At 70.0% G+C, this 24,071-nt stretch carries 23 protein-coding genes; 13 read left to right on the forward strand and 10 right to left on the reverse strand.

Annotated elements, in window-relative coordinates:
* Nucleotides 1-31: 31 nt before the first annotated feature.
* On the reverse strand, nt 32-565 hold the full coding sequence (locus NWFMUON74_RS09660) for a hypothetical protein (RefSeq protein ID WP_187687492.1): 534 nt from the start codon (nt 563-565) through the stop codon (nt 32-34).
* Nucleotides 566-925: 360 nt separating this feature from the next.
* Here NWFMUON74_RS09660 and NWFMUON74_RS09665 point away from each other — a divergent pair, with 360 nt between their 5' ends.
* The 4 genes from NWFMUON74_RS09665 (at nt 926) to NWFMUON74_RS09680 (ending at nt 5,416) form a co-directional block, all read left to right on the forward strand.
* Entirely contained in the window at nt 926-1,705 is a 780-nt protein-coding gene (locus tag NWFMUON74_RS09665) for a hypothetical protein (protein WP_187687493.1), read from the forward strand.
* Between the two features lie 195 nt (nt 1,706-1,900).
* Nucleotides 1,901-3,130: a cysteine desulfurase family protein gene (locus tag NWFMUON74_RS09670; RefSeq protein ID WP_187687494.1), complete on the forward strand. Its 1,230-nt coding sequence runs from the start codon at nt 1,901-1,903 to the stop codon at nt 3,128-3,130.
* The gene (gene mnmA / locus NWFMUON74_RS09675; protein WP_187687495.1) at nt 3,127-4,245 is read left to right on the forward strand and encodes a tRNA 2-thiouridine(34) synthase MnmA; all 1,119 of its coding nucleotides are present in this window, start codon (nt 3,127-3,129) and stop codon (nt 4,243-4,245) included. The genes NWFMUON74_RS09670 and mnmA overlap by 4 nt, the downstream gene beginning before the upstream one ends.
* Nucleotides 4,246-4,366: 121 nt before the next feature.
* The gene (locus tag NWFMUON74_RS09680) at nt 4,367-5,416 is read left to right on the forward strand and encodes a methionine synthase (protein ID WP_187687496.1); all 1,050 of its coding nucleotides are present in this window, start codon (nt 4,367-4,369) and stop codon (nt 5,414-5,416) included.
* A 7-nt stretch (nt 5,417-5,423) separates the two neighbouring features.
* Here the strand turns inward: NWFMUON74_RS09680 and NWFMUON74_RS09685 are convergent, their stop codons facing one another.
* Both NWFMUON74_RS09685 and NWFMUON74_RS09690 read right to left on the reverse strand, forming a co-directional pair.
* The gene (locus NWFMUON74_RS09685) at nt 5,424-5,792 is read right to left on the reverse strand and encodes a hypothetical protein (RefSeq protein WP_187687497.1); all 369 of its coding nucleotides are present in this window, start codon (nt 5,790-5,792) and stop codon (nt 5,424-5,426) included.
* A 31-nt stretch (nt 5,793-5,823) separates the two neighbouring features.
* Nucleotides 5,824-7,122, reverse strand: coding sequence for an AAA family ATPase (locus tag NWFMUON74_RS09690; protein ID WP_232110934.1), 1,299 nt, complete (start codon nt 7,120-7,122; stop codon nt 5,824-5,826).
* 61 nt (nt 7,123-7,183) lie between these two features.
* On the opposite strand from NWFMUON74_RS09690, the gene NWFMUON74_RS09695 reads away from it, so the two are divergent.
* A complete protein-coding gene (locus tag NWFMUON74_RS09695; RefSeq protein WP_187689043.1) occupies nt 7,184-7,969 on the forward strand; it encodes an ArsR/SmtB family transcription factor in 786 nt (261 codons plus the stop codon).
* Between the two features lie 92 nt (nt 7,970-8,061).
* Entirely contained in the window at nt 8,062-8,364 is a 303-nt protein-coding gene (locus tag NWFMUON74_RS09700; protein WP_187687498.1) for a hypothetical protein, read from the forward strand.
* Between the two features lie 32 nt (nt 8,365-8,396).
* Here the strand turns inward: NWFMUON74_RS09700 and NWFMUON74_RS09705 are convergent, their stop codons facing one another.
* The gene (locus NWFMUON74_RS09705; protein WP_187687499.1) at nt 8,397-8,816 is read right to left on the reverse strand and encodes a PPOX class F420-dependent oxidoreductase; all 420 of its coding nucleotides are present in this window, start codon (nt 8,814-8,816) and stop codon (nt 8,397-8,399) included.
* 173 nt (nt 8,817-8,989) lie between these two features.
* On the opposite strand from NWFMUON74_RS09705, the gene ligA reads away from it, so the two are divergent.
* Both ligA and NWFMUON74_RS09715 read left to right on the forward strand, forming a co-directional pair.
* Nucleotides 8,990-11,068 (forward strand): NAD-dependent DNA ligase LigA, encoded by a 2,079-nt coding sequence (gene ligA / locus NWFMUON74_RS09710; protein WP_187687500.1) that lies wholly within the window; start codon nt 8,990-8,992, stop codon nt 11,066-11,068.
* Nucleotides 11,069-11,117: 49 nt separating this feature from the next.
* On the forward strand, nt 11,118-11,615 hold the full coding sequence (locus tag NWFMUON74_RS09715; protein WP_187687501.1) for a GNAT family N-acetyltransferase: 498 nt from the start codon (nt 11,118-11,120) through the stop codon (nt 11,613-11,615).
* 19 nt (nt 11,616-11,634) lie between these two features.
* On the opposite strand, the gene NWFMUON74_RS09720 is transcribed toward NWFMUON74_RS09715, so the two are convergent.
* Complete coding sequence (locus NWFMUON74_RS09720; protein ID WP_187687502.1) at nt 11,635-12,285, reverse strand: ACT domain-containing protein; 651 nt, start codon at nt 12,283-12,285, stop codon at nt 11,635-11,637.
* Between the two features lie 194 nt (nt 12,286-12,479).
* On the opposite strand from NWFMUON74_RS09720, the gene gatC reads away from it, so the two are divergent.
* Nucleotides 12,480-12,776 carry an Asp-tRNA(Asn)/Glu-tRNA(Gln) amidotransferase subunit GatC gene (gatC, locus tag NWFMUON74_RS09725; protein WP_187687503.1) on the forward strand — a complete coding sequence of 99 codons (297 nt, stop codon included), beginning with the start codon at nt 12,480-12,482 and terminating at the stop codon, nt 12,774-12,776.
* The gene (gene gatA / locus NWFMUON74_RS09730; protein ID WP_187687504.1) at nt 12,773-14,248 is read left to right on the forward strand and encodes an Asp-tRNA(Asn)/Glu-tRNA(Gln) amidotransferase subunit GatA; all 1,476 of its coding nucleotides are present in this window, start codon (nt 12,773-12,775) and stop codon (nt 14,246-14,248) included. Before gatC ends, gatA begins: the two co-directional genes overlap by 4 nt.
* Nucleotides 14,249-14,321: 73 nt before the next feature.
* Here the strand turns inward: gatA and NWFMUON74_RS09735 are convergent, their stop codons facing one another.
* The 3 genes from NWFMUON74_RS09735 to NWFMUON74_RS09745 all read right to left on the reverse strand — a co-directional run bounded on the left by NWFMUON74_RS09735 (nt 14,322) and on the right by NWFMUON74_RS09745 (nt 17,391).
* A complete protein-coding gene (locus NWFMUON74_RS09735; RefSeq protein WP_187687505.1) occupies nt 14,322-14,771 on the reverse strand; it encodes a MarR family winged helix-turn-helix transcriptional regulator in 450 nt (149 codons plus the stop codon).
* A gap of 176 nt (nt 14,772-14,947) precedes the next feature.
* Entirely contained in the window at nt 14,948-16,366 is a 1,419-nt protein-coding gene (locus NWFMUON74_RS09740; protein ID WP_187687506.1) for an alpha/beta-hydrolase family protein, read from the reverse strand.
* Nucleotides 16,367-16,599: 233 nt separating this feature from the next.
* Nucleotides 16,600-17,391 carry a hypothetical protein gene (locus tag NWFMUON74_RS09745; protein WP_187687507.1) on the reverse strand — a complete coding sequence of 264 codons (792 nt, stop codon included), beginning with the start codon at nt 17,389-17,391 and terminating at the stop codon, nt 16,600-16,602.
* 184 nt (nt 17,392-17,575) lie between these two features.
* Between NWFMUON74_RS09745 and NWFMUON74_RS09750 the strand changes: the two genes are divergently transcribed.
* From NWFMUON74_RS09750 to NWFMUON74_RS09760, 3 genes are all read left to right on the forward strand, one after another.
* A complete protein-coding gene (locus NWFMUON74_RS09750; RefSeq protein WP_425300714.1) occupies nt 17,576-18,853 on the forward strand; it encodes a sensor histidine kinase in 1,278 nt (425 codons plus the stop codon).
* A 284-nt stretch (nt 18,854-19,137) separates the two neighbouring features.
* Nucleotides 19,138-19,797: a response regulator gene (locus tag NWFMUON74_RS09755; RefSeq protein ID WP_187687509.1), complete on the forward strand. Its 660-nt coding sequence runs from the start codon at nt 19,138-19,140 to the stop codon at nt 19,795-19,797.
* Between the two features lie 49 nt (nt 19,798-19,846).
* Nucleotides 19,847-21,631, forward strand: a complete 1,785-nt coding sequence (locus tag NWFMUON74_RS09760; protein WP_187687510.1) for a serine/threonine-protein kinase — start codon at nt 19,847-19,849, stop codon at nt 21,629-21,631.
* 337 nt (nt 21,632-21,968) lie between these two features.
* On the opposite strand, the gene NWFMUON74_RS09765 is transcribed toward NWFMUON74_RS09760, so the two are convergent.
* Nucleotides 21,969-23,000 carry an ATP-dependent 6-phosphofructokinase gene (locus NWFMUON74_RS09765; RefSeq protein WP_187687511.1) on the reverse strand — a complete coding sequence of 344 codons (1,032 nt, stop codon included), beginning with the start codon at nt 22,998-23,000 and terminating at the stop codon, nt 21,969-21,971.
* Nucleotides 23,001-23,067: 67 nt separating this feature from the next.
* The gene (locus tag NWFMUON74_RS09770) at nt 23,068-24,045 is read right to left on the reverse strand and encodes a serine hydrolase (protein ID WP_232110935.1); all 978 of its coding nucleotides are present in this window, start codon (nt 24,043-24,045) and stop codon (nt 23,068-23,070) included.
* Nucleotides 24,046-24,071: the final 26 nt, after the last annotated feature.

Here is a 24,071-nt window from a genome sequence, read left to right on the forward strand (position 1 = left end):
CGGACCGAGGTGTGGGCCGTGAGCGGCCGTGTCAGCAGTTGTCTTTCCCGGCTTGGACATGCGCTGTCTCGCCGTCGTGGACCTGGTGGTACACCGGGCCGTAGACGCAGAGCGCACGGGGCTGGAGGGCGGATTCGACGGTGACGAACGCGCGCATGTGCGGGCCGATGTAGAAGCCGTCGGTGTCTTTGAAACCGGGGCCGAGCGAGGACGAGGTGGCGCCGGCATCGAGCAGGGTCGCCTGCATGCCGTCTGGGTCCTTGGTGGTCGACCAGTGGTCCCAGATCAGGGTGGCGGTATCGGGGTGCTTCTGGGCGTAGGTGTTCCAGTCGTCGCTGCCGGGCATCGTGAGCGGGGGATTCTCGCTGTCGGGCAGTGGCCGGTCCCAGTTGTTGAAAACGCCGATCTTGACGGCGCTTTCGTTGATGACGACACCGCACGGCGCCGGATCGTCGAGCTGCAGGCAGTGGCCCGGCGGCCCGGCCGACGCCGGAGCCGCCAGGACGATCCCGGCGCCGACGACGGCGGCGAACGCGGTGACCCAATGGTGTGTGGCTGTACCCATGATCAGTGAAATCCCTTTCTGGCCAGCGGGTTCCGTCGCGCGAAACGAGGTGGGCGCGAGGAGTCGTCCCGGCAGTGAACCAGGAGATCGCGGGGACCGGTCCCGGACGACTGCGATTACGCTGCGCCCACCTCGGACAGCTGGCGGGCATAACCGGTGTGCCGGGGGCGCAGGTCGACAACCGAACTCGCGCAGTGGTTTTGCGCTGTCCCGAGACCGTCTCCGCGCGTTGTGGGCGGGCGCTACCGCCGGCCGCGACGTGCGCTGCGATCGCGCAGGCGTTGTTGCCCGGCCGACCAGGATTCATGCCGGGCGGTAGCGCAGGAGGACAGATTCTTCGTTGAGCGAGGGAGCAGATCGATGGCCGACGAGTTCGATCGGTTGCAGCGACAAGCACTGGAATCGTGGCGACACGCGATGCGCGCGTACCAGAAGCTGGTGGAGACGCCGTCGGCGAATCGGCTCGCCCGGCGGATGGCGGCACCTCGGTTCGGGAGAGCGGCCAGCGCCGGCGAATCGGTGCTGTTCCGGTTGATCTGCACCGACCTCGACGCCCCGGCGCCGCGCTGTGCCTACGGCGAAATCGCGATGCGCCGATCGGTCGTGGCGGCCGGCGTGACGGGCCGGATGATGTCGGAGGTCACTGTCAACGCGGCCCGAGCTGTGCTGTGGGCGTGGGACCGCCCGGAACTGACCACTCTGGACCCGGTGCGGATCATGGCGTTGGCGGACCAGGATCCGGTGAGATCGCCGTTCGCGTTGGCCGACGGAACAGTCACCGTGTTCACCGGAGCGCGCCGGGTGACACTGGCGGCGCAGGCACGGTTGTTCCTGGCCGAACGGCTGATATCAACGCAACTACGGATCAAATCCGATTCGATGACCACAAGGCATCTGGACGCGACACTGGCGGCCCGGGACAAGTTCTACAGTTCCGACGAGTGGCTGGTATGGCATTGCCGGCTGGAATCGTGCCGGGCGATGGCCGCTCTGCCCGAGGCCATGACCCTGGCCACCGAAGCCCTGCGCATCTACGAAATCCTTGCCGGCCTCGGCACCGAGGTCAGCGGCGAGGAGCTGGATCGGACACGCGCACGGTACGACGCGGTGGTCAGCCGGATACCGCTCGATCTGCGATAACCAGCGGCAGCTCCGGCGGGTCGTCGCCCCGCGTCATTCCCGCTCGGCGTTCTCATCAGCGCCTTGTCGTCGATCCAGGAATACAGACAGGTGATACACGTGTTGGAGATCGTGGGTAAATCGTAGAAAATTCGTGGAAGGCAGGGGTGGACCCCGAAGATGACCAGGTCAGCGGTGGGATAGGCTTTATCGGTCATGAAGTCGGCTTTCCCGGGTCCGGTCGGTGCGGTGCCCAAGACGGTCTACCTCGATCACGCGGCCACGACACCCATGTTCCCTGGCGCGGTCGAGGCGATGACGGCTGCCCTGCACAGCGCGGGTAACGCGTCGTCGCTGCACGGTTCCGGGCGGGCGGCGCGGCGGCAGCTGGAGGAGGCGCGCGAGTCGATCGCTGCGGACCTGGGCGCGCGGCCCTCGGAGGTCATCTTCACCTCCGGCGGGACGGAGAGCGACAACCTCGGCGTGAAGGGGATCTACCGGGCGCGACGCGACGCCGATCCGCGGCGGAGCCGCATTCTGGTCAGCGCCGTCGAACACCACGCGGTACTCGATGCCGTCGAGTGGCTGGAGCAGCACGAGGGCGCGCGGGTCACACTGCTGGAGGTCGACGGGACGGGCACGGTGTCGCCGCGCACGTTGCGCGCGGCACTGTCCGAGCACGCCGCCGAGACGGCGCTGGTCACCGTCATGTGGGCGAACAACGAAGTCGGCACCATCCAGCCGATCAACGAATTGTCCGCTGTCGCACAGGAATTCGACATCCCGATGCACAGCGACGCGGTGCAGGCCGCCGCGCAGCTGCCCATCGACTTCGGCGTCACTGGCCTGTCCGCGGCCAGTTTCGCGGGCCACAAGGTGGGCGGCCCGCACGGTATCGGCGTCCTGCTGCTGGGCCGGCAGGTGCCCTGCGTGCCGATGATCCACGGCGGCGGCCACGAACGCGACCTGCGGTCGGGCACCTCCGACGTGCCCGGAGCGCTCGGCCTGGCCGCGGCGCTGCGCGAGACCGCGCGTGGATTGCCCACGCGCACAGAGGAATTGGTGCGGCTGCGCGACGATCTGATCGCCGGGGTGCGGGCGGCGATTCCCGACGCCGTCCTCAACGGCCCGGAGGGTGTGCGCCGGTTGCCCGGCAACGTCCACTTCACTTTCCCGGGCTGTGAAGGTGATTCGCTGCTGATGCTGCTGGACGCCGCCGGGATCGAATGCTCCACGGGCTCGGCCTGCAATGCCGGGGTCGCCGCGCCCAGCCACGTGCTGCTGGCCATGGGGGTCGAGACTCGGCAGGCGCGCGGTTCGCTGCGATTCTCGTTGGGGCACACCACAACCGAATACGACATAGCGAGACTGCTGGAGGTGTTGCCGCCGGTGGTGGAGCGGGCCAAGGCGGCCGGACTGGCCGGTGCGAAAGGAGGTACGCGATGAGAGTGCTCGCAGCGATGAGCGGCGGTGTGGATTCCGCCGTGGCGGCCGCCCGCGCGGTCGAGGCCGGTCACGAGGTGGTCGGCGTGCACCTGGCGCTGTCGGCGACGCCCGGAACCCTGCGCACCGGGTCGCGCGGCTGCTGCTCCAAGGAGGATGCCGGCGACGCCCGGCGCGCCGCGGATGTGCTCGGAATCCCTTTCTACGTCTGGGATTTCGCCGACCGCTTCAAAGAAGACGTGATCGACGACTTCGTCGCCGCCTACGCCGCCGGTGAGACCCCCAACCCCTGCCTGCGGTGCAACGAGAAGATCAAGTTCTCCGCGCTGGCGGACCGGGCGGTGGCCCTCGGCTTCGACGCCGTCGCGACCGGCCACTACGCGCGACTCGAGAACGGCGTGCTGCGCCGGGCGGTCGATGCCGACAAGGATCAGTCCTACGTGCTGGCCGTGCTCACGGCCGAGCAGCTGAGCCGCGCCATGTTCCCGGTGGGCGACACCCCGAAGCCGCAGATCCGCGCCGAGGCCGCCGAGCGCGGTCTCGCCGTGGCCGACAAGCCCGACTCGCACGACATCTGCTTCATCCCCTCCGGCGACACCCGCGCGTTCCTGGGCGCCAAGATCGGTGTGCGGCCCGGCGCGATCGTCGATTCCGATGGCCGCAAGCTCGCCGAACACGAAGGGGTGCACGGCTTTACGATCGGCCAGCGCAAGGGGCTGGGACTGCCCGGGCCCGCGCCGGACGGCCGCCCGCGCTACGTCACCGAGATCGATCCCGATTCGGGTACCGTGCGCGTCGGCGGCGCCGAGGAGCTCGAGGTGTCCACGGTGCTGGCCGAGCGGCCGATCTGGACCTCCGGCGCCGCGCCGGACGGGCCGATCGAATGCGTGGCGCAGGTGCGCGCGCACGGCGGCACCGCGCCCGCGGTCGCGGAGGCGGTTGAGGGCGGGCTCGTGGTGCGGTTGCGGGAGCCGCTGACCGGGGTGGCCCGTGGCCAGGCCGTCGTGCTGTACCGCCCGGACGCGGCGGGTGACGAGGTGATCGGCAGCGGCACCATCAGCGGCACCGCCCGCGCCGAGGCCGATCTGGTGCGATCGGCGCCCGATTCGGCCCGCTGAGGGGCGTGCGCCGTAGGCTGTGGGTATCGCGTGCGGACGCGCGGTGAAGTCGACGTCCGCGGTCCGCGACGATTTCGCCGTGGCGACTCGCGGGTGTGGACATCACAATCGAACGAGCTGGATGGTGCACGTGACGTCGGGTGAACAAGTAGTGCTGCGAGGCGGCATCGCGACCGGTGTCGGGTCCTGGCCCGGCACGGACGTGCGCGAGGCGGCGGCGACCATCGTCGGTGAACTCGGCAGCCTGCCGCACCTGGTCGAATTGCCCGGCCGCGGAGTAGGTTCCGACCTGATCGGGCGAGCCTCGGCGCTGCTGGTGGATATGCAGTTCGAGACCTCGACGCGCGCCTACCGGATCGCGCCGCGGCCCGGCTCGGTCTCGCGGCGCGCGTTCGATCTGCTGCGCACCGATCTGGACGCGCTCGAAGAGGCTTGGGAGACAGCGGGTCCGGCGGGGACGGGCCGGTCGGTGAAGGTGCAGGCGCCGGGCCCGCTGACGCTGGCCGCGCAGGTCGAGCTCGCCAATGGGCATCGGGTGCTCACCGATCCCGGTGCGGTGCGCGATCTTTCGGCCTCGCTGGCCGAGGGCCTGGCCGAGCACGCCGCCGAGGTCGGCAAGCGGCTCGGCGCGAATGTCGTGGTGCAGCTGGACGAACCGTCGCTGACCGCGGTGCTCGACGGCTCCATCCGGGGGGCGAGCGTGCTGCACACGGTGCGTGCGGTGCCGGAGCCCGAAGCCCTGGACATCCTCGACACCGTCGTGACCGCGCCGGGCGTGCCGGTCCTCGTGCACACGTGCGCCGAACCGCCCGCGCTCGGTCTGTTGCGCCGAAGTTCGGCCGCCGCGATCGGTTTCGATATCGCCACGATCGGCTCCCGCGATCTCGACGGTGTCGGTGAGCTCCTCGACTCCGGCAAGTTCCTGGCCCTCGGACTGGTGCCGACCACCGCCCCGACCGGCCGGGTCACCTGGCGGGAGACGGCGGAGCCCGGCGTCCGGCTGATCGACCGCCTCGGCTTCCCCCGGCGTCTGCTGCGCGAGCGCGTCCTCGTCACGCCCGCTTGCGGCCTGGCGGGCGCCTCGCTGACCTGGGCCCGCCGCGCTCTCGAACTGGCCACCGAGACCGCCCGGGTCTTCGCCCAGGAGCCGGAGTCGATCAGTTTCGAGTGACCGGCCGTCAGCCGCCGAAGTAGGGGCGGGCGCCCGGGTGACCCAGCTGCCAGTTCTGCGGTTTGCCCGGCGGATATTCGACCGGGATCTGATCGCCGGGGGAGGGCCACTGGTTCACGTCCCAGGCGAATCGGCCGTACACCGTCTCTCCGCCGACCGACGGCCCCGAAATCGTGCCGGTGATGGTCACGTACTGATTCCCCTGCGCGGCAGGCCGCGGACTGACCCCGGTCACGTGCAGTGTCCCCACCTCGGGCTGCGGGCGATTCCACCCCGAGCCGCCCCGAGCCGCGCCGCCGCCCCGACCGCGCCGATACGCCATGACCAGCGCCACGAGCACCACGACAGCGGTCACCAGGAACGCGATCTCCACCATGCCACCATGCTATGCGGGCATCGGTGCGTGCTCAGAGTGTGGTGAGTTCGGTGGCGCCCTGCGAGGTGCGGCGGAGTTGCCAGACGGTGGTGCGGCGGGTTTGGGAGCGGCCGTTGCCACGGTCGACCAGGGTGCGGTTGCGGGTGGTGAAGATCAGCTGGGCGCCGCGGGAGTTGGTCTCGGGGTTCTGGAACAGCTGGATCAGCCGGTCGGCCGCGTCGCCGGTGAGGTGGGTGTCGATGTCGTCGACGGCCAGCACCCGGCCGGTGTCCAGGGCGTCCAGCATGGGCGGGAGCAGGCGCAGCAGGGCCAGGGTCGCCGTGGACTCGTCGGCGATGTCGAACGTGGCGTCGATGCCCTCGTGCACCAGGCCCAGGCCGACGCCGCGGCGGGCCACCATGCGCGAATAGAGGGTGTCGCGGGCCGCGCGCAGGTTGCTCAGTTCGCGTTCGAGTCCGGTCGGGGTGAGTCCGTGGGTCTGCTGCAATTGCTCGGCGCGGGCCGGGGAGGCCAGGCAGGCGTCGAGTTCGCTTGCCGCGCCGGCGATGTCGCTGTCCAGATCGCGCAGATAGTCGGCGTACAGCGGGTCGTTCTCGGCGATCAACAGGTCCTCGATGCCGAGATCGGCCGACCGCAGCAGCGTGAGCAGGCGCGCGGCGTTGTCCGCGGAGCGAGAGATGTGGCTGCCGAGCTGGTGCGCGATGGTCTGCGTATCCTGTTGCCCGCGTTGCACATCCAGCTGCGCGGCGAACCAGCGGTACGCCGGGACGAGCGCCTCGGCGTACATCTGCCCGGTCAGGCTGAGCAGCAACGCATTCGGGCGTACCAGGGGCACCAGCGCGCCGATGCCGTAGCGCACCGGCTCGAACAGCGGTCCGATGCGCACGTCGGCGCCCTCGCGCTCGAAGACGACGCGCTTGCGGTTGAGCGGGTGGCTGTGCAACCACTCGGCGGTGACATCGGCGTTGTCGAGGCGGAAACCGTAGGTGTAGGGCACCCCCTCGGCCACGAAGGTGGCGACGAATTCCGAAGGGCGGTCGGCGAATCCGAGATGCGGCCGCCGCACCGGACCGGCGTAGGGATCCCAGCCGGTGACGGAGTTCAGCACCGCGTCGCGCATGTGGCCCAGCGCGTCGACGAGGCTGGACTTGCCGGTCGCCGCGGTGCCGTGCACGGCGGTCACGGGTGCGGGCAGCGCCCCCGCCCGGCTGCCGACCAGCCGCAGCTCCTGCGTCTCGGCCAGTGATCTGTGGTTCGTCACCTGAAAACTGCGCAACACCCGTGCCATCCTGCCGCCCGCCCCGCCGGTCCGCGACATCGGCATTGACATGCAACCAAATGGATGCCTATTGTGGAAAGGCATCCAAATGGTTGCCTATGGAGGTGGCGGAGTGGACGAGGTGTTCAAGGCGCTGGCCGATCCCAGTCGGCGCCTGCTGCTGGACAGCCTGAACGCGGACAACGGTCAGACGCTCCGGCAGCTGTGCGCCGGACTGGACATGACCCGCCAGGCGGTCAGCAAGCACCTGGCCGTACTCGAATCGGCGAATCTGGTCACGACTCGCCGCCGCGGCCGGGAAAAGCTGCACTACCTCAACGCCGAACCCGTCAACGCCATCGCCGACCGCTGGATCAACCGCTACGACCGAGGGCGCGTCACCGCGCTGGCCGACCTGAAAACCGCACTGGAGGGCACAACCATGGCCGAGGAATTCGTCTACACCACCTACATCAAGACAACGGACCGCAAACTGTGGCAGGCGCTCACCGACCCCACCTTCACCAAGCGGTACTGGGGCGCCTCCTTCGACACCGACTGGCAGCCGGGCTCACCCATGACCTGGTATGAAAAGGATTGGAAGAGCAGCGATCCCGAACAGGTAGTGCTGGCAGCCGAGCCCTACCGCAAACTCTCCTACACCTGGCACACCATGAGCCTCGAACACGCGGACCAGTTCGGTATCGACCACGAGACGGCCCAGAAATGGATGAGCGAGCCGCGTTCCAAGGTGACGTTCGAAATCGAGCCCATGGGCGAAGTCGTGAAACTCACTGTCGTACACGACGGTTTCGAAACGGGCAGCACACTGCTCGAGGCATTCAGCGGCGGGTGGCCCAGCATCCTGGCCAACCTGAAGACGCTCCTGGAAACCGGCGAGGTGCTGCAGTTCGAGTGAGCCGCCGGCCTGCGGCTGATTCGCGGCGGTGTGGCGACTTACCGTGCCGAACGGCTGGGAAAATCGGGCTCGGCTCCAATAGATTGGCTGTCGTGAGCGATGGTCTGCGGTTTGTTTCCACGGTGGCGGAACTCGATGCGCTGCCGCTGATGTCGGTGATCATGGCTGCCCGCCCCGCACGTGCGGTTTATCAGAAATGGATAGGTCAGCAGAGTGGGGCGCCGAGTTGGGTTCGGACCATGAGTAGTGATCGCTACAGCTCCGAGGAGTTGGCGGTCGGGCCGTTTCCGCTGTCGGCGCCGCAGCGGTTCTGGTTCGTGGTGCTCTACGACCCGTCCGAGCACGGCCATCCGAACGACTGGGAGACGGCCGAGTCGGTGACGCCCGCGCCCTGATATCGAGTCAGTTCCGTACCGTCGTCACCGACTCAGGGCAGCATGCCGTAGACGCGGGTGGGGGTGATGCGGGCCAGGACGCGGCGTTCGGTGACCATGGCACGGCGATAGTCGTCCCAGTCCGGGTGTTCGCCGCTCGCCGCGCGGTAGTAGTCGACCAGATCCTCGACGGCCGCGTCGTGGGGATCGGCGGCGACCGCCGTCAGCTGCACGTCGCCCTCGACGACCGCGTAGGCCCAGAAATCGTCGCTGGTCACGTGGATCGCGGCCCAGGGCTCGCGGCGCAGGTTGACGTACTTCGCGCGGTCGGCGGTGATCGAGATCCGGATGACATCGTCGTCGCCCACCAGGTGCAGCACATTGGACTGCTGCGGGCGGCCGTTGCGGCGGATGGTGGTCAGCACCGACCTGCGGTGGGTGCGAGCGAAGTCGAGTGCCTTGCCGAGTTCCATCTGGCCTCCAGATCGCGGTGTCCGTGCGGTCACCGGTAGGGCTCGATCATCTACCGTCGCGCCCGGGATGTCGACACGGTCGCGGCCGGTGACCCGCGGACCACCCCGGCAACGGCTGCGACGTGCCCGAATGTGCCGTAGGGGTGTCGGTGGACTCCGCTAATCTGCGTGCTGTGAGCGAATCCGGGATCGAGAGCAGCGAAGCGACAGCGGACGAGCGTACGCAGTGGCAGCGGCTGGCGGAGGAGGTGCGCGAGCACCAGTTCCGCTACTACGTGCGCGACGCGCCGATCATCTCCGACGGCGAGTTCGACGCGCTGTTCCAGCGGCTGCTGGCGCTGGAAGAGGCCCACCCGGACCTGCGCACGCCGGACTCGCCGACGCAGCTGGTCGGCGGCGGCTTCGCCACCGAGTTCACCGCGGTCGACCACCTCGAGCGAATGTTGTCGCTGGACAACGTCTTCGACGAGGAGGAGATGCGGGTGTGGGTGAGCCGGGTGGAGGCGGAGACCGGCCCCGACATCCACTACGTGTGCGAGGTGAAGATCGACGGCGTCGCGCTCAATCTCGTCTACGAGGACGGGCGGCTGACCCGGGCGGCCACCCGCGGCGACGGCCGCACCGGTGAGGACGTCACGCTCAACGCCCGCACCATCGACGACATCCCGGTCCGGCTCGCCGCGAATGACGAATTCCCGATACCGAAACTGCTCGAGGTGCGTGGCGAGGTCTATTTCCGGCTGTCGGATTTCGAGACCCTCAACGCCGCCATCGTCGCCGAGGGCAAGCCGCCCTACGCCAATCCGCGCAACACCGCCGCCGGTTCGCTGCGCCAGAAGGACCCGGCGGTGACGGCGCGCCGGCGGCTGCGGATGATCTGCCACGGCTTCGGCCGCATGCAGGGTTTCACCCCGGCCTCCCAGTACGAGGCCTATCGCGCGCTGGCGGCGTGGGGCCTGCCGGTGTCGTCGCACACGGTCCGGGTGCGGGGCGCCGACGCGGTGGTCGAGCGCATCAGGTACTGGGGCGAGCACCGCCACGACATCGAGCACGAGATCGACGGCCAGGTGGTCAAGGTCGACGAGATGGTGCTGCAGCGCCGCCTCGGCTCCACCTCCCGCGCCCCGCGCTGGGCGATCGCCTACAAGTACCCGCCCGAGGAGGTCACCACCAAACTGCGCGATATCCAGGTCAATGTCGGCCGCACCGGTCGGGTCACGCCGTTCGCGGTGATGGAGCCCGTCACCGTGGCCGGGTCCACGGTGTCGATGGCCACGCTGCACAACGCCGCCGAGGTGCAGCGCAAGGGCGTGCTGATCGGCGACACGGTCACCATCCGCAAGGCGGGCGACGTAATCCCCGAGGTGCTGGGCCCGGTGGTCGACGTGCGCGACGGCTCCGAACGCGAATTCGTGATGCCCACGCACTGCCCGGAGTGCGGCACCGAACTGGCGCCGGAGAAGGAGAGCGACGCCGACATCCGCTGCCCCAACCAGCGGTACTGCCCGGCACAGTTGCGCGAGCGGGTATTTCACATGGCCGGGCGCGGTGCGTTCGACATCGAGGCGCTCGGTTACGAGGCCGCCGTCGACCTGCTGAAGTCGGGCGTGATCGCCGACGAGGGCGACCTGTTCGACCTCGACGAGGAAAAGCTGCTCACCACAACGCTTTTCGTCAACAAGAACGGCAGCCTGTCGGCCAACGGCAAGCGGTTGCTGCAGAACCTGGACAGCGCCAAGGACCGTCCGCTGTGGCGGGTGCTGGTCGCGCTGTCGATCCGCCACGTCGGCCCGACCGCGGCCCGCGCGCTCGCCGCCGAACTCGGCAGCATGGACCGCATCGAGAACGCGACACTCGAGGAGTTGTCCGCGGTCGACGGCGTAGGCCCCACCATCGCGGTCGCGGTGAAGGAATGGTTCGCCGTCGACTGGCACCGCGCCATCGTGGCGAAGTGGGACGCCGCCGGCGTGCGGATGGCCGACGAACGCGACGAATCCATCGAGCGCACTCTCGAGGGCCTGTCGATCGTGGTCACCGGTTCGCTGCAGACCCTTTCCCGCGACGAGGCCAAGGAGGCGATCCTGGTCCGCGGCGGCAAGGCGGCGGGCTCGGTCTCGAAGAAGACCGCGTACGTGGTGATCGGCGACGCGCCGGGCTCCAAGGCGGCCAAGGCGGAGGAACTGGGCGTCCCGATCCTGGACGAGGACGGCTTCCGGCGATTACTCGAGGGCGGTCCGTCCGCGCTGGAGTGATCCGGCGGAGGTCTCCGTGCCGGGTAGAACAAGCGAAAGGTGTTGTGTGATGGTGGATTCCGGCATCGAGCTCCGGACGGCGCGGACCGAGGAGTTCGCGACCGTGGGCGCACTGACCGTCGAGGTCTATGTCGGTGAGGGGCACGTCGACGCCGAAAGCCCCTACGTCGCAGAGCTGTTCGACACCGCGACCCGCTCGGCGGCTGCCGAGGTGCTGGTGGCCGTGCGCGACGGCGAGGTGCTCGGCTCGCTCACCATCGCCCGGTACGGGACCGACTACGCCGCCATCGCCCGGCCGGGTGAACTGGAGTTCCGGATGCTCGCGGTGGCCAAGCGAGCGCGCGGCGCGGGTGTGGGCACGGCGCTGGTGAATCGGGTCATCGACACCGCGCGCGCCGAGGGCCTGTCCGCGGTCGTGCTCACCACCATGCCGTCGATGCCCGAGGCGCGGCGCATCTACGAGCGGCTGGGCTTCGCCGGTGTGCCCGAACGTGATTGGCGGACCGCCACCGGACTGCCCCTGACGGTCATGCGACTGGCGGTGTGAGCGGTCCCGGGTGCACGTCTCAGCCGAGGACGGTGGCGATTATCCCCGTGAGATAACCCAGCCGCGCCACTTCCGACGGCCGGAACTCCGGTCCGCCCGGGCGGCCGAGCAGCAGCACCTTGCCGGTGTTACCCAGCGGGGCCGCGGCCAGCTTGGTGTCCATGTCCTTCCAGATCTGCGGCACCCAGCCGGCCTCGCCGTCGAGCGCGGCCGGCTTCTCCAGCGGCATCCACGGCACCGTCACCGCCTGGGTCTGCGGTGCGCTCTGGCTGCCCACCACCCGGTAGGCGCCCTGCGGGCCCATGTCGATCACGGTGCTCCAGCCGACGCGCAGTACGCGGGGCACCCCCTCGACGAGCACCTGTAATCGGTCGTCGCGGGCGCTGGCCACCTGGTCGATCAGTTCCAGCTCGCGATGGGTGTCGAGGATGCCGGAGTACGGTCGCAGCGAGTCGACCCGCACATCGGCCAGGGATTCGGCCGCGGTGATCAAGGTGTCGGGTAGCGCGCCCGAGGGAACCTCCACCACGAGATCGTCGATCGCGTAGCCGGCGCCGCGTTCGACCACATCCAGCGAGAGGATGTCGGCGCCGACGGAGCCCAGAGCCAATGCGAGTGAACCGAGACTTCCCGGGCGATCCGGAAGTTGCACGCGAAGCAGGAATGACACGTGCGTTCCTTCCTTTCCTGTGCGACCGAAACTTTCGGACGGATACCCCCGTCTCGCAATACTTACACTCGCGGGTCTCGGTCACCGACTCGAAGCCGGGGGAGTGACGTATGCCACTGCCATTGTGGGCCGGGTGGCGCCGAACGGCTAGGCTATAGCCTCGCCATCTCCAACCTGCCGAAAGGGGTCCCGCGGTGCCCGCCATCTCCCGCGACGAGGTCGCACACCTCGCCCGGTTGTCCCGGCTCGCCCTGACCGACGAAGAGCTCGACCGGTATGCCGGCCAGCTCGATTCGATCCTGAGCCACGTGCAGGTCATCGCGGAAGTCGCCGCCGACGTGCCGGCCACCGCCTCGCCGAACCCGACCACCAACGTGACCCGCCCGGACACCGTCGTGCCCGGCCTCACGCCGGAGCAGGCGCTGTCGGGTGCGCCCGCGGTCGAGGAACAGCGCTTCATGGTCCCGCAGATCCTGGGAGAGGGCGAATGAGCGACAGCGAGCTGACGAAGCTGAGCGCGGCCGAGCTGGCGGCGAAGATCCACGCCCGCGAGGTGTCCTCCGTCGAGGTCACCGAGGCGCATCTGCGGCGCATCGCGGATGTGGACGGCGAGTACAACGCCTTCCTGCACGTGGCCGGTGAGCAGGCCCGCCGGACCGCCGCCGAGGTGGACCGCGCGATCGCCGCCGGAACCGTGGCCTCGCCGCTGGCCGGAGTTCCGTTGGCGCTCAAGGATGTTTTCACCACCACGGACATGCCGACCACCTGCGGGTCGAAGATCCTGGAGGGCTGGGTTCCGCCGTACGACGCGACCGTGACGGCGAAGCTGCGCGAGGCCGGCATCCCGATCCTCGGCAAGACCAACATGGACGAGTTCGCGATGGGTTCGTCCACGGAGAACTCGGCCTACGGCCCGACGCTGAATCCGTGGGATCCCCAGCGCATTCCGGGCGGTTCCGGCGGCGGATCGGCGACGGCGCTGGCGGCCTATGAGGCACCGCTGTCCATCGGCACCGACACGGGCGGTTCGATCCGCCAGCCCGCCGCGATGACCGGTACGGTCGGGACCAAGCCGACCTACGGCACGGTGTCGCGGTACGGCCTGGTGGCCTGCGCCTCGTCGCTGGACCAGGGCGGTCCGTGCGGGCGCACCGTGCTCGACACGGCGCTGCTGCACGAGGTGATCGCCGGTTACGACCCGAAGGATTCGACCTCGCGCAACGCCCCGGTCGCCCCGGTGGTCGAGGCGGCGCGCCAGGGTGCGCGCGGCGATCTCGGCGGCGTGAAGATCGGTGTGGTCAAGGAGTTGCACTCCGAGAGCTATCAGCCGGGCGTGCTCGCCTCCTTCGACGCGGCCGTGGCCGTGCTGAAGGACCTGGGCGCCGAGGTGATCGAGGTGTCCTGCCCGCACTTCGAATACGCGCTGCCCGCCTACTATCTGATCCTCCCCAGCGAGGTGTCGTCGAACCTGGCCCGGTTCGACGCCATGCGCTATGGCCTGCGCGTGGACGACGACGGGCAGCACAGCGCCGAACAGGTGATGGCCGCGACCCGCGAGGCCGGTTTCGGGCCGGAGGTCAAGCGCCGCATCATGATCGGCACCTACGCGCTGTCGGCCGGGTACTACGACGCCTACTACGGTCAGGCGCTGAAGGTGCGCACGCTGATCGCGCAGGACTTCGACAAGGCCTACGAGCAGGTCGATGTGCTGGTCTCGCCGACGAGCCCGTTCACCGCGTGGAAACTGGGCGAGAAGGTCGACGACCCCCTGGCCATGTACCTGTCGGACCTGTGCACGCTCCCGACCAACCTGGCCGGATACTGCGGCATGTCGGTGCCGTCCGGGCTGAGCCGCGACGACGGCATGCCGGTCGGCCTCCAGATCATGGCACCGGCACTCGCCGACGACCGCCTCTACCGCGTGGGCGCGGCCTACGAGACAGCCCGCGGTGCCATCGCCTGAGCGCACGGCGCTTTCGCGTAAGGGAGGCAACGGCTTCGATGGGCGGGCCCGCCCTCGGAGCGGTGCCCGTCGCTCAAGGCCGCGGCCAGGGCCGTCCGTCGATGCGTTCTATGTCGGTGTTGAGCCGTTGGAGGTAGCCGGCGAAGGTGGCGACGTCGTCGGCCGACCAGTCCTTCATTACGCGGCCCAGGCCGTCGACGTTGGCCTTGCGCTCGGCGGCGAGGCGCTGCTCGCCCTCGTCGGTGATCCGGAACTTGCGGGCCATGCCGCCCTCCGGATCCGGGATGCGCTCGACCAGTCCGCTCCGCACCAGCGCGGCGGTCTGGCGGTTGAGGGTGGACGCGTCGAGTCCGAAGGCGTCGCTGAGTTGGCCGATCGACATCGGACCGGCAATGGCCAGGCGGCTCAGCAGCAGGTAGGCGCTGCGTTCCAGGCGGGTGTTGTCGCGGCGGTATCGCGGGTTGAGGGTGTACCGGCCGAGCAGCATGGTCTCGAATTCGACGAGGTCCGTGGGCTTGTCCATGCCGTCCTTCCGCCTGTTCGCGCTGCCGGTCCGCGGGGACCGGTATAGCACGGGCACCGTTGCCCGGGCCGATGATGTGCGCGGTACACATACTATGTGCCGTGCACACCGCTCCGGTGGCCCGGTGCCGCGGGCAGGTCACCGCGGCGGACACCGTGGTCACCAGGCAGGCGTCGTCAGCAGGACCCCAGGGCGGTCCCCTGATCCGTACCGTAGCGGTGACCGTGGCCCGGCGGCGGACCGAGAGCCGTCAGCAGATCGGCCGTCGTCTGTATGAAGCCGAGCACAGGCAGCCAGCGCGGGTGCGGGGCGTCCGGCCGGGTGCCGGTGAGATCCGGTGCGCGCCAGAGCAGTTCGGGTGTCCACTGGACGACCGGGTCGGAGGAGTTGGCGAGAACCGTCGCGCCGGCGCGGTGCACGCGCCCCGCGGGCGGCCCGGCCCACAGCGCGGCGCAGACCCGGCGTTGCTGATCGGCCTCGTCGGCGAAGATCGCGCTGCCCGCGGTGGCGCCGAGGCTCTGGCCGTAGACGTAGAGGCGGGGCCGCTGCGCCAGCGTGGCGATCCGCCGCTCCACGGCGGTGAACAGCGCGCGGGCGGAGTCCTCGGCGGAGCGGCGGCCGAAGACGAAGGTCGCCCAGCTCGGCGCGGCCGAGTACTGCAGGCCGACCAGTGCGACATCGCCGCCGAACCGTCGCTCGAGGCCGTCGGCGGCGTGCGAGTCGATCCAGCCGGACCCGGTCGGCACCGTCACGACCAGATGGGCGCGCTCGAAGCCGCCGGAGCGTTCCAGTTCGCGGATGGCCAGGGCCACGCGGGACTCGAGGTCGGGCGCGGAATCCAGCCCGACGTAGGTCCGCACCGCGCGCGAGGTGACGGTCCCGGCGACGAATTTGCGGCCTTCGGCGCCGAGCGTATCCCAGCCGACCACCGAGGCGGCACTGCCCGATCGGGCCATCGAAAGTGGTTGTGTCAGTGTGGAATCCGAGCCCGCATCGGCGACGGCGACGAAGCGGTGCCGATCCATCGCGGTCGGCAGCAGCACGAACTGGGTGGACAGCGCCGCGACCAGAACCAGTCCGGCGCTGCGGCGCCGGCCGATGCGTCCGGCACACCAGCGCAGGCCGCGCACCGTGCCGACCAGAATCAGCACGATCAGGGCGGCGCCGACGGCGCAGCGGCCCCAATGTCCGAGCGAGACGGCCGGTACGCCCATGGCGGCCCGCAAATCGTTCTGCCACTGCTGAGCCCGTACCAGGCACGCGCTGACCACCAGCGTCCCGGTGAGCGCCACCGGCATCCGGGCGCCGGGAAGTTCGCGGTTGATGTCGAAGCCGCGACGTCGAGTGAGCGCGCGCAGCGCACCGGCGACGGCGAACGCGAGGGTGACCAGCAAGGCTGTCAGGATCGCCTGGGCGGTGGCGGTGCGGGGCAGCAGCCCGGGCGACAGCGAGGCCGCGGCGCCCAGCGACACGGCCAGTGACGTCCCGAGGCGGGGCGGAGTGCGGAATCGGCGGCGGGGCGCGCGGCCGATCACAGGCGGGCGGAGCTCGAGTCGGGCAAGGCGGCCCTCTGGCCCGGCAACGGTGGTAGACATGCGAAATCCTCAGTACGGCTGGGTAATTCGAGACGGCGCGGGATGCGCTGACGGCGGGCACGCCGAAGACGCCGTGCCACCCGTCGGCGGTCAGGTACCGCGCGCACCGGCACGGCCGTGCGGGTGCGGCGGGGAATGCGGCCGACGAGTCGGCCCTCACGAGCCCACCGGGCTCACGAGTGTGTGTGTCCGGGTGCGTCGGCGACGCCGCCCGGTGCGGGTCGTGCCCGCGGTCAGTACGCAATCCGCGGCCTCCGGCGCAGCAGTGCGGCCGGTGTGCTGCCGCGGCGGCGCAGCCTGCGGATGCCCAGGATCACCGCGAGCACGGCGACGATGCCGCCGACCACCGGGGCAACCACCTGGTGACCCACCTCGGCGCCGGACAGCTCGGTGCCGAACACGTACTCCGGCACGGGCGTCGCGTAGTTCTGGCGACGGGAGTTGAGATCGACGGCGGTCGTGGCGACGCTCGCGAGGACCTCGCACCGGGTCTTGTCGAGTGGCTCGGAATGGTTGCCGCAGGCCGCGTACATGCGGTGTTCGAGGGCGGCGTCGACGGCCTGCCGCGCCCACGGGCCGAGCGGCTGATGCTCGCGTTCGGCGTAGCGGAGCAGATCGTAGCCGAGGTCGTGGGCTTTGCACGCCGTCTCGAAATCGGGTGGCAGCGGGATGGGGGAGGAACAGCCGCCGCTCGGGTCGATCAGCAATCCTTCCGCTACTACGGGTCGATAGCCCTGCTGGGCCGGGAAGTCGTCGGGGATCGCCGCCTCCCAGGGACGGTCGCCGGTCAGCTCGGTAACCGCGGTCCGCGCCGCCGCGCTCTCGGGGGCGGGGTGCGAGATGGCCGCGGCGGCCGCCGGGGCGAACGCAACGGTCGACCCCGCCACCATCGCGACCACACCCGCGGCTCCCGCCATCCGCCGTAGCCGTCCGGAGCTGCCGGGCGGTGCGCCCGCATCCCGCGAATTCGACGAGCCGGCGATCGACTCGGCGCGGGATGGGTGGTCCTGCGTTGCATCGCTCATGACAGCCTAGGTTATGGACCGGCACCTCACCCGTCCTCACGCCGGGGATAGATTCCGCGGCCGCAGCCGCGGGGGACACCGGCGGGCGGCTCGTACCGGGGTAGGGGGTGTGAATTCACCCGGGGGTATGACGACGCAGGTCGAGCGGATTTCTACTGTCGTAGGCATGGCTCGGATGGCGCGGATGGCGCGGCTTGTGACTGGGACGGCACGCGACCCACAACGGATGCGGCTCGCCTTCGACGGGTTCACCGCGTTGGTCACCGCGATCCTGTTCGCCGTGGCGTGGCCGACGCTGCACGTCACCCATCAGGTGCCCGCGGCGGCGCAGCCGTTCATCGCGGGACTGGCGGCCGTGCCGTTCGCGCTCGTGCGGGTGAATCCGGCTCTCGGCTGGGCGATTTCGGCGGCTTCCGCACTGGTGATCGCGATGGCCATTCCCAACCAGCCGGGCGATACGCTGCCGTTCCAGGTCGTGCACATCCTGGTGTTCTTCTCGCTGCTGTTCGCGGTGGCGGTGCGGGCGCAGATGCAGATCGTCGCGGTGGCGTGGTTGTTCTCGTCGCTGCTGTTCGCGACCAGCATGGCCCGCACCGGTGATGCGGCGTTCGGTTGGCCCATCGCCATGTCGGGGCTGGTGGTGTTCGGTCTGCTGGTGCGCTGGCTGGCACTCTCGCGCCGGGCGCTGGTGCGGCAGGAAGAGGAGAACGAACTCGAACGTGCCCGCCGGGCGATTCTCGAGGAGAAGGCCCGCATCGCCCGCGACCTGCACGACGTGGTCGCCCACCACATGTCGATGGTGGTGGTGCAGGCACAGACGGCGCCCTACCGGGTCGCCGACGTGTCTCCCGCGGCGCAAGCGGAGTTCGCCTCCATCGGCGCCTCCGCGCGCGAGGCGCTCAACGAGATCCGCAGCATGCTCGGTGTCCTGCGCAGCGACGGACAGTTGCCCGAGCACGCACCCCAACCCGCGGCCGCCGACGTGCTGGCCGTGCTGGACGGCGCCCGCCGGGCCGGTGTGTCGATCGAGTGGGCCATCGACGGTGAATTGGCGACCATCCCCGACACCACAGGGCTCGCGCTCTACCGGATCGTGCAGGAATCGCTGTCCAATGCCTCGCGCCATGCGTCGGGCTCGGCCGTGCGGGTCGCGATCAGCGTCCGCCCGGGCGCGGCGGAGGTCGTCGTCACCAACGGCCCGGGAACGAGCGTGGCGAGCGGCACCTCCGGCACCGGCGTCGCGGGTATGCAGGCCCGCGCCGAGGCTATCGGCGGGGCCCTCACCGCCGGCCCGCGCCCGGACGGCGGTTTCGAGGTGCGTGCGGTACTGCCCTTCGGCACCGACGCGATCGCCCCCGCACCCGCCCAACCCGAGACTCCCGCCCTCGATTCCCCGACTCCCGCACCCGATTCCCCCACTCCCGCCCTCGAACCGTCCGCCGCCCCGACCGACCGGGCGTGACGTCAGGTCGCGCCCGATTCTGTGGTCGTGTCGTGGTTGGGCCCGTTCCTGTGGTCGTGTAGTGGTCGCGTCCGTTCCTGTGGTCGTGTAGTGGTCGCGTCCGTTCCTGTGGTCGTGTGGTGATCGCGCCCGATTCTGTGGTGGTGTGGTGGTCGTATCGATCCCGCGGCCGTGCGGTTCGTCCGAGGGGCCTGCCGGTGCGGTGGTTCGGTGCGCCGCGTGCGAAACTCGTTGCGATGTCCATCCGTCTTGCGGCGATCGCCCTATAGCTGAGGTCTCGTCACGTGCCGATTACCGTGTTGATCGCCGACGATCAGGCGATGGTGCGGCAGGGCTTCGGCGCCCTGCTCGCCGCCCAGTCCGATATCAGCGTCATCGGTGACGCGGCCGACGGCAAGGTCGCCGTCGAAGAGGCCAAACGGCTACGCCCCGACGTCGTGCTGATGGACGTGCGCATGCCGGAGATGAACGGCCTCGACGCCGCGCGGGCGATCCTGGCCGCGAATTTCGATCCGCCCATCCGGGTGCTCATGCTGACCACCTTCGACATCGACGACTACGTCTACGAGGCGCTGAGCCTGGGCGCCAGCGGATTCCTGCTCAAGGACGCGCCCGCCGAGGAACTGGTGCGCGCCGTGCGGGTGGTCGCGGACGGCCAGGCGCTGCTGGCCCCGACGGTGACCCGGCGGCTCATCGCCGACGTCACCCGCCGCCGCGCCCGGCCCAAGCCGACACCCGCGCTCGACGCCCTCACCCCGCGCGAACGCGAGGTGCTGGAACTCATCGCGAAGGGCATGTCCAACACCGAGATCGCCGAGGCGCTGTTCGTCGCCGAGCAGACCGTGAAAACCCATGTGTCCAAGGTGTTCTCGAAGCTGGAGCTGCGTGACCGCGCGCAGGCGGTCGTGCTGGCCTACGAGTCCGGCCTGGTCACCCCCGGCTGACGGGGCAGGTAGGATCCCGGCTCGTACCTCGCAGGAAGGGGATCGCCAGGTGTACAGCAGCGGTGACGTGTTCGCCGGGTTCTCCATCGAGCGCCTCCTCGGCCAGGGCGGGATGGGGTCGGTGTACCTCGCGCGCCACCCGCGCCTGCAGCGCCTCACGGCCCTGAAGCTGCTGAACCGGGAACTGTTCGCCGACGCCGAGATTCGCGCGCGGTTCGAACGCGAGGCCGATCTGGCCGCGCAGCTGGACCACCCGAACATCGTCGCCGTCTACGACCGCGGCGTCGAGGACGAGCAGCTGTGGATCAGCATGCAGTACGTCGACGGCGTGGACGCGGCCACCGTGCACCCGCACTCGCTCCCGCCGGAGCGCGCGGTGCAGATCATCGAGGGCGTCGCCGCCGCGCTCGACTATGCGCACGGCAACGGCGTACTGCATCGGGACGTGAAGCCCGCCAACATCATGCTGGCCCGCTCCGGCGGCGGCAAGGGCGAGCGGGTGTTCCTGACCGACTTCGGTATCGCGCGGCTGCGCGAGGATTCCCAGCACCTCACCCAGGCCGGGATGTTCACCGCCACCCTCGCCTACGCGTCCCCCGAGCAGATGACCGGCGCCGAACTGGATCACGGGTCGGACCAGTACTCCCTGGCCTGCGCGCTGTATTGGCTGCTCACCGCGACCGGCCCGTTCGATTCCGAGGATCCCGGCGAGGTGATCCACGGGCATCTGCAACTGCCGGTGCCGCCCGCCAGCATGCGCCGGATCGGGCTGTCGCCCGCCATGGACGTGGTGATAGCCAAGGCGATGGCCAAGCGTCCGCGCGAAAGGTTCGCCAGCTGTAGCGAATTCGCGGCCGCCGCCCGGCACGCGCTGACCGCTCCGGCCCCCGTCGGGCCGACGACGGGCCAGCTCCCCGCGGTGGGCACGCCGCTCGCGGCGGCGAGTCCGCCTGCCCCGCAGGCATATCCGGCGTCCGTGCCGGTAGGTGCGCCGCTCGAGGCGGCGGCGGGCGCGGTGGCGCCGGGAGCCGCCGTTCCGCCGCTCGTCGCCGCGGGCCTTCGGCCCGGCATGCCCGTGCCCGCGCCGGGTGGTCCCGCCGCGCCGCCCGCGACCGCGACCCCGGCGCCGGCCGCACCCGGATTCGGCCCGCACCCGGCGCCCTATCCGCCGTCCCGGCGCTCGTCCGGCGTGCTGGGCTGGCTCATACTCGTGGTGGTGCTGCTGGTCGCGGCGCTGGCGGTGGTCATCGGCGTCGTCGCCTCCGGTGACGACGACGCGGACACGGACGGTTTCGACACCACCACACCGCCGCGGATCTCCGACCCGGTGCAAGGTCTGCAGGCGATGCACGCCGCCTTCCCGCGACTGGTGCCCGACCTACCGGCCGGTGACAGCGCCGGTAACGGCATCGGCTTCGGCGGCAAGGTGTGTTACGCGACCAGGGCGGGACATCCCTTGGTCCAGCACAACGAGGGCCAGCCGCTGCTGGGCAACTGGATCGCCGCGTGGGACTGCTGGGCGGGTGACGACGAGCAACCGGACTACGCGCTGCTCGCCTACGGTTCGCCCGCGGACGTGTACACCGTCCTCGCGCGCCTGCCCCCCAACCGGAAACTGGTGGAGCACAACAGCGGCAGCCCGTACACCAACCACCGCTGGAACACCCCCGAAGATCAGCCGCGCACCACCTACTACGTGACAACGTCGTTCGAGAACGACGCCGAGCGCTCGCACTACCTGCTGTTCTGCAGCGACGACTACTGGCCGTCGACGCCACGCGGCTTGTCCGCCGCCGCCTTCGCCGAGTGGTGGAAGTCCTTGCCCCTCAGGTGATTCACAGCCCCTCAGGCGATTCGCAGCCCCTCAGGTGATTCGCAGCCCCGGTCACGGGGCCGCGCGTTCGTCGAGGACCATGTGCCCGGCATCGACGAGGATCTGCCTGGCGCGGCGGCGCACCCGGCAATCATCGACGGTGCAGCACCTGTGGATCTGCATCGCTTCGTGCGCTCGATCGGGTGTCAGCGGACCGGGATCCACAGTGCAGTCGAAGAGGAACATCATGGTGGCTACCAGCGTTCTTCGCGGAAAGTCCGGGCGGGGATACGACCCCGGTAAGCGTATCCAGGTTCGGGGCACCGCGTGAGCGGTACGGGGTACCCGGAGACGACGCTCAGCCGAAGAACGCCGCCGCTTCCTCGTGCCGGTCGGCCGGCACCAGCTTCAGCTGCTTGGTCGCCTCCGCCAGCGGCACCAGTTCGATCTGGGTGCCCTGCAGCGCCACCATCTGCCCGAACTGCCCGTCGTGCACGGCCTCGGTGGCGTGCACCCCGAACCTGGTCGCCAGCACCCGGTCGAACGCCGTCGGTTTGCCGCCGCGCTGCACGTGCCCGAGCACCGTGGTGCGCACCTCCTTGCCGATGCGGCGCTCGATCTCGACGCCCAGCTGATGCGCGACGCCGGTGAAGCGCTCGTGGCCGTATTCGTCGACGCCGCCCTCACGCAGGTGGAACGAACCCTCCGTCGGCTTGGCGCCCTCGGCCACCACACAGATGAAATGCGAATCACCGCGCTGGAAGCGGCGTTTGATCATCGTGCACACCTCGTCCACGTCGAAGGGCACCTCGGGGACCAGGGTGAGGTGCGCGCCGGAGGCGATGCCGGAATTCATGGCGATCCATCCGGCGTGCCGGCCCATCACCTCCACCAGCATCACGCGCTGATGCGATTCGGCGGTGGTGTGCAGCCGGTCGATGGCGTCGGTGGCGATGGTGATCGCGGTGTCGTGGCCGAAGGTGGTGTCGGTGCAGTCGATGTCGTTGTCGATGGTCTTGGGCACGCCCACCACCGGGACGCCCTCGTCGGCGAGCCAGCTGGCGGCGGTCAGGGTGCCCTCGCCGCCGATCGGGATGAGCGCCTCGATGCCGTTGTCGTCGAGGGTCTGTCTGATCCGGCCCAGGCCGGCGCGCAGCACGTCGGGGTTGGTGCGCGCGGTGCCGAGCATGGTGCCGCCCTTGGTGAGCAGCCGGTCGGTGCGGTCGTCGTTCTGGATCTGGATCTTGCGATCCTCGAGTAGGCCGCGCCAACCGTCCTGGAAACCGACGATCGCGTCGCCGTAGCGGCCGTTCGCGGTGCGAACGACTGCCCGGATGACCGCGTTCAAGCCTGGGCAGTCCCCGCCTCCGGTCAAGACTCCGATGCGCATGCCAGCTATCTTGCCGGGCGCACCGCGGCAGCGCAGCCCCGGCCCCGTGAACCCTCGGTAACAGTGCTCAGCGCGTGACGGGGCACTGCCCGGCGGGCAGTTCCCCGAGGTGCTTGCCGACCAGGGCGCCCAGCTTGCTGAGGATCTGGGTACCGTCCTCGAATCCGCCCGAATTGGATTGCGCCGCAAGGGCGATGGCCATCTGCCCGGACGGCGTGGTCACCAGCCCGAACTGGCGGACCAGATAGCTGCCGCTCGGGTCCGGACCCCAGCCGCCCTTGTACTGGGCGTTGTCCAGCCGCCCGATGCCCCACTGCTGGCCCCACACCACCTTGCCCATCAGCCCGACGACGGTGTCGGCGTCGGGCAGGCAGGGGAGCCGGGAGGCGAATCGCACCTGGTCGGCCAGGGACCACTCGGCCTGGCCGAAGGCGGAGTACTCCGCGCGGCGGCGGGTCGCGGGCACCTCGGTGGTAGTGTCGCCGCCCTCGCGCAGGACCGCCTCCACGGCCTGCGCCGCCTTGTCCGGCGCGCCCAGCGACTGCCACAGTCCGTCAGCGGCGCTGTTGTCGGATTCGGTGATGGCCGCCGACATCTGGGACGTGCCGGTATTGCCGTTGGCGCGCAGCACCGCCAGCGTCAGCGGCACCTTCATCGTCGACCAGGCCGGGCCGGAGGTCCAGTCGCCCATGGACGTCAACCGGTCGCTACCGACGGCCATCAGCGCGATACCGGCGTGGCCGCCCAGGGACGGTTGCACGTCCTTGAAGTCGGCGGCCAGCGTGCCGGGCAGGGCCACCATCGCGCCGACGGTGGCGTTGGCCGGGCGCGTCACCGTGGTGAGCGGGTCGGTGTCGGTGGGGGCGGAACAGGCGGCGGCGCCGAGGACCAGCGCGCCGCACAGTACCGCGGTCAGCCGCCGGATCGCTCCGGTGCGCGGCCGTATTCGCTCGGTTTTCGTCGCTCCTGCACCGAAAAAGCCTGGCTGTGGGCATTTTTCGGCCCGCCCGGAACGGCCGCCCGGACGCCCGTGTGCTGCGTCCACCGGTTCACCTCCACCATCACGGGGCG

This window comes from Nocardia wallacei, assembly GCF_014466955.1.
GTDB lineage: Bacteria > Actinomycetota > Actinomycetes > Mycobacteriales > Mycobacteriaceae > Nocardia > Nocardia wallacei.